The following is a 5252-nucleotide window of genomic DNA, read 5'->3' as shown; positions in this document are numbered from 1 at the left end:
AATGGATATGCAAGCATATCCGCTTGGCTCGTTGCTCGCGGAAGTAAAATGGAACAGGCGAAACGGTTACTTCGGGAACTGGCAGAAACAAACAATGCCATGCAGAGCAATGAGATTTTCAATCTAGCGGACGAGCAGGGCATATCAAAGCGGACACTGGAAAACGCAAAGAAAGAGTTAGGTATCCGGGCAAAGCGGATAAACAACACATGGTATTGGGAACTGGATAAAATCGGACAGTGACGGACAGGCAAGGCAACAGCGCAACAATGCAGGCTATTAGGATTTTGCAGTCTTGGAATTGCGTTCTTGAAGATTGCAAGGTTGCAAAAATTATAGACACTGCAATGTTGCGCTGTTAGGAGAAAGCCGGAAAGTGGCGGCAATAAGGCGGCGAAAAGCCGCCCCGTCCGTTAGGACGGTATGCTGTCTGGCGGACAGCTAGCCCCCGGCAGGGCGCAAAACCTGCTTGCAGGTTGCATTTTTGATAGGCTTGCCTGTCGAAAGTGCTTTTGCGTTACTCTCGCAGAAAGTAACAAAGGAGGGGCTTCGCCCCGATACTTCCCGAACTACTAATGTTCGGGAGGGTTCCATGATAATGCGCCGTATCCGGCGCTTATTACCCGATAGGGAGAAAGGAAAATTTATTGAAGCGGACAATCAGCGTTATGACAGGGAAAGGCTCTGTCAACCACAACAGCAGAAAATTCCATGCAAAGAACACTGACCCGGAGCGGAGCTGTATGAATGTGGAATACTGCAACGAAAATATCAAAGACGTATATCACGAATTATTTGATGAAGCACTTGCACGGTACAATGAGAAGCAGACCAGAAATGATCGCATAATTGATGATTACTATGAGAAAATCTGTTCCGGCAAACAGGAGAAGCCATTCCATGAGATTATTTTGCAGATAGGCAACAAGGACAATATGGGGGCAAAGACGGAGGACGGACAGCTTGCGGCAAAAATACTTGATGAATATATGCAGGGCTTTCAGCGGCGCAATCCTACACTAAGGGTATTTTCGGCGCATCTCCACATGGACGAAGCCACTCCACATCTGCATATAGATTTTATACCTTATACGACTGGAAGTAAGAGAGAGCTTGAAACAAGGGTGTCGTTAAAAAAGGCACTGGCAGAACTCGGCTTCAAAGGCGGCACAAGGAGCGAAACAGAGCGCAATCAGTGGGTAGCGGCAGAGAAAGAACAGCTTGCGGAGATTATGTTACAGCATGGCATTGAATGGGAGAAAAAGGGTACACATGAGAAGCATTTATCGGTTTTGGATTTTGAGAAAAAGGAGCGTGCAAGAGAAGTTGCCGAACTGGAACAGACAATCTCCGGCAGTAAAGAGGAATTATCCGATATTCTTCATCAGCAGATAGCGGCAGGACAGGAAACAGAGCAGATACGGAAAGAGGGAGAAGCGATCCGGCAGGAAGTATCGGAACTTACCACAATAAATCATCTGTTGAAAGAACAGACGGAAACGCTGACGAAGGATAAAGAAAAGCTGTTATCGGAAAATGAAAAGTTGGAGAAACAGCAGAAAAAATTACAGCAGGACATTAACAAAATGGTGCAGTCGAAAGAAGTCATGGAGCGCAATATCCACGCTTATGATGAAGATGTGAAATGGCAGTTGGCAGAGCCGGGCGCATTGATGAGCGCAAAGAATTATCGGGATAAAAAGGCACTCCCGCTTGTAAAGAAATTGAAAGAAGTGGTAAAAAATCTGACTATCAAGTGCGTACAGCTTACGGAGCAGGGCAAGAAGCTGACCGCCAAAGTGGATGGGCAGCAGAAACAGATTGGCCGCTTGACGGACAAGGTTATGGAACAGAGCGACACCATAGACCGATTGCAGGAAAAAGCGGCTGATTTGGGGCGTATGGAGCGTCATTTAGGCAGAGAACAGGTGCAGTCGATAGTGGAACGGTCAAAAGCATTAGAACAGGCAGAAAGGGAAAAGAAACGCCCGAAACGTGCCTTTGAAATGAGCCGATAGGAAAGGGGATTGATAGGATATGACCGATATGGAAAAGAAAGTCATGGTGCGGCTGTGCGCTAAAATCGTGGCAGAAACAGACCTTTATGAAACGGACAAGGAAGTACGAAATCTGATAGACTGGGTATGTCTGTCTGAGCAGATAAAGGAGAACAATAATACAATCCGCAATCTGACCGGGGAATATAAGAAGATAGAGCCAGATTGCAGGGAGGGAGTACGGGCGCAGTTGGAGCGTATGAAAGAACTTTGCAAAGAGCGTAACAGTCTTTATGAGAAACAGAACGATTTGAAAGGGCAGAAACAGCAGATAGAGAGAGCATTGGAGCGATAAAAAATATGGGGCGTGGCGGTTGCTGTGCCCTGTATTTTATAATAGCAAGTAGAGAATGGAAGTAGTATAATTAAATGGAGAAATCAGGAGTGAGGAAATGATATGAATAAGAAAACAGAACAATCAAGAATAGCGTATAATAAAATAGCATCTGAATATGATGCATCAAGGGAAGGACAATATACAAGATTTCATATTATGGAACTATCTAACACTATAGATTTGCATGAGGGTAATGTTGTCCTTGATGTTGCATGTGGAAATGGAACTCTGCTGCGAGAATTATCGAAAAAAGCAAAAATCCAAGCAAATGGAATAGATATATCTGAGAACATGATTTGTTCTGCAAAGATGCGATACCCTAATATGAGTTTTGAGGTCAAACCATGCTATCCGCTTGAATGGAGTAATGAAAGTATTGATATTATAACTGTATGTTGTGCGTTTCATCATTTTGACAATCCGCAAGGTTTTGTAAACGAGTGCAAAAGAGTTTTAAAGAAAAACGGTACAGTGTATATAGCTGATCCTAATTTTGGAGCAGTAGTCAGATTTATAGCAAATAAATTTTGGTTTCCCTTTTCAAAAAGTGGAGATGTAAGAATATACCGCAAAAAAGAGTTAAAGGAAATCTTTTACAACTGTGGATTTAAAACAGTGCAGGTTTATAGAAAAGGGGAAGGGGTGTTTCTTAAAGCTGAAAAATGAGCATCAAATTTTCGTCTGTAAGAAAGGTAGAATATTTTTCCTTAGCAATGATTTGAACATGGTGCTAGCACCATGTAAGTTAATTCGGATAAGGAAAATGTGATAATGTGGCAGTTCACACTATTAAGCGAATTGCCATATTTTTATAGCAAAATAAGCGGTTATGTGGTAATATATAGGGGCAAAGATAAAAACACAACGCAAGGTAATCTTGCAGAACTGGTAGGTAGTCCAGTCGCACCATTTGAGTGTAAGTAGCCCTCCCTCCTTAGGGTCGTCCGTTCTTTGTTCATCACAATCATTTTAAGGAGGAATTGTCATGGACAAAGTATCAGGTAGACTGACAGTATTTTTTGAGGAACCCTTTTGGGTGGGAGTGTTTGAACGTGTATCAGAGGGAAAGTTATCCGTGTGTAAGGTTACGTTTGGGGCAGAACCAAAAGACTATGAGGTTTATGATTTTGTTTTGAAGAATTACTATCGGCTGCGATTTAGTCCGGCTGTGGCAACTGATGTAAAAGAAGTAGGTCGCAATCCTAAACGGGTACAGCGTGAAGTGCGGAAACAGGTACAAAATACCGGGATAGGAACAAAATCACAACAGGCTTTGAAATTACAGCAGGAGCAGTTGAAAACTGAATACAAAATTGTGAGTCGGGAACAACGTGAAACAGAGAAACAGCGACAGTTTGAACTGAAACAGCAGAAAAGGAAAGAAAAACATAGGGGCAGGTAATATTGTCCCAATTGCACTGGATTTGTAATCGGAAAGTGAGGAAAGTGGAAATGCCATATATTACGGTCGAAAGTGGAGCGTTATCAGACGAGCAAAAAGAGCTGCTGATTAAGCGATTGACAGAAGTTTCTTCTGAGATTATGAAAGTACCGCAGGAGTTTTTTGTTACCACAATTAAAGAGGTATCTGATAAAAATTTCGGTATAGGTGGCAAAACGATTGATATAGTCAAGGAAGAATATATAAAGAAACATCAATAGTTTACGGTATGTGAAATGAGAGGAATTGAGTATTATGAATGGCCAAACGCAGGAAATGAGAGAATATATTAAATTTTGGACAAAATTTTCTCAAAAAGCAGAAGAAATTCTGCATGAATACAATAACTTGTCAGATGAAAATAAGAAGAAAGCTAGCACAGAAGCACAACAGATATTTATGGCTCAGGGAATTGCCGGAGTTATGGAATTTACCAGAAATATGGCATTGAAAAATATTTAAAAGATGATCCAGAAACAAAATTTGTAAATTTAGCATAAGTTATGTAGTATTTTTAGAAAATTTATGGTGAATTTAGATTATCTCTTTAGAAGTTCTTATATGTCGGTATAGCCCGTATTTTCGGGCTTTTCCGGCATTTTAGATATGGGGAGAAGTTCTTATATACCCTCATAACCTCTTAGGTTTTCCCTCTGGGTGGTAGTAAAAGAAGTAGTAAATCCGTCTGCGGCTATGCTGCGATCAGCCTTTCCATTTCAGCCCTTGCGGAAGCGAAAGTTGCGTGTGCGTAATAGTTCAGCGTCATGGTGATGTTGGAATGTCCCATGATATACTGTAACGCTTTCGGGTTCATGCCCGCATTGGCTAAGTTGGTGCAGAACGTATGGCGCAGGGTGTGGGGTGTCATTACTTTGGGTAAGGCTTCCTCATGGCACTTGTTGTACTTCTTCGCAAGCCCCCGGAACATGGTAGCATAGTTCACATTCGTTTTCGGGCAACCGTCCCTGCCCCGGAAAAGGAAATTGCTGTACCCGCCAATGGTGATCTGCTTCGCTCCCTTGCGGTTCTTCAACACGTGCCCCAACGCTTCATACACTTTTTCACTCATTGGAATTTGTCTGATACCGCTCTGTGTTTTGGGCTTCTCTATGTAGTAGCCTGTTTCCGCGCTCCGTAAAAGCTGGTGGTCTACATTGATTACCCGGTTTTCAAAGTCAAGGTCGGTGTCAGTCAGTCCGCAGAGTTCGGAAATCCTAAGCCCCGTCCCCAGCAGTATGATAACCTCGTCACGGTATTTCTGATAGACGCTATCACTTTGCATAAAGGATAAAAGGCTTTCTTCCTGTTCTCCTGTGAGGGGTACTTTCGGCTCTGTGTCGTCCTCGATCACGGTGTTTAGCTGGAAGTCAAAGGGATTTTTCCTTATACAGTCGTCCTGTATCGCTGTGTAAAAAGC

General features: G+C 42.7%; 7 protein-coding genes and 1 pseudogene. 7 read left to right on the top strand and 1 reads right to left on the bottom strand.

Annotated features, from left to right (window positions below; translation table 11 throughout):
- The 7 genes and pseudogenes from D5281_RS23970 to D5281_RS23940 all read left to right on the top strand — a co-directional run.
- Positions 1 to 243 (top strand): annotated as a pseudogene (locus D5281_RS23970) (hypothetical protein); the annotation flags it as partial.
- A 425-nt stretch (positions 244 to 668) separates the two neighbouring features.
- Positions 669 to 2018, top strand: a complete 1350-nt coding sequence (locus D5281_RS23965) for a plasmid recombination protein (protein ID WP_160562401.1) — start codon at positions 669 to 671, stop codon at positions 2016 to 2018.
- 19 nt (positions 2019 to 2037) lie between these two features.
- The gene (locus D5281_RS23960) at positions 2038 to 2352 is read left to right on the top strand and encodes a hypothetical protein (protein ID WP_277935598.1); all 315 of its coding nucleotides are present in this window, start codon (positions 2038 to 2040) and stop codon (positions 2350 to 2352) included.
- A gap of 102 nt (positions 2353 to 2454) precedes the next feature.
- Positions 2455 to 3060 carry a class I SAM-dependent methyltransferase gene (locus D5281_RS23955; RefSeq protein WP_160562399.1) on the top strand — a complete coding sequence of 202 codons (606 nt, stop codon included), beginning with the start codon at positions 2455 to 2457 and terminating at the stop codon, positions 3058 to 3060.
- Between the two features lie 319 nt (positions 3061 to 3379).
- Entirely contained in the window at positions 3380 to 3796 is a 417-nt protein-coding gene (locus D5281_RS23950) for a YjdF family protein (RefSeq protein ID WP_160562398.1), read from the top strand.
- Positions 3797 to 3846: 50 nt separating this feature from the next.
- The gene (dmpI, locus tag D5281_RS23945) at positions 3847 to 4056 is read left to right on the top strand and encodes a 4-oxalocrotonate tautomerase DmpI (RefSeq protein ID WP_031276761.1); all 210 of its coding nucleotides are present in this window, start codon (positions 3847 to 3849) and stop codon (positions 4054 to 4056) included.
- A 34-nt stretch (positions 4057 to 4090) separates the two neighbouring features.
- Positions 4091 to 4297, top strand: a complete 207-nt coding sequence (locus tag D5281_RS23940; RefSeq protein WP_160562397.1) for a hypothetical protein — start codon at positions 4091 to 4093, stop codon at positions 4295 to 4297.
- Between the two features lie 229 nt (positions 4298 to 4526).
- On the opposite strand, the gene D5281_RS23935 is transcribed toward D5281_RS23940, so the two are convergent.
- Positions 4527 to 5252, bottom strand: a 726-nt coding sequence (locus D5281_RS23935) for a site-specific integrase (RefSeq protein ID WP_160562396.1), incomplete at its 5' end; no start/stop codon positions are given.

Source organism: Parablautia muri (assembly GCF_009917485.1).
Lineage (GTDB): Bacteria > Bacillota > Clostridia > Lachnospirales > Lachnospiraceae > Suilimivivens > Suilimivivens muri.
Note: the sequence above shows the minus strand (reverse complement) of the source record. Positions and strands in the feature narration are given on the sequence as shown.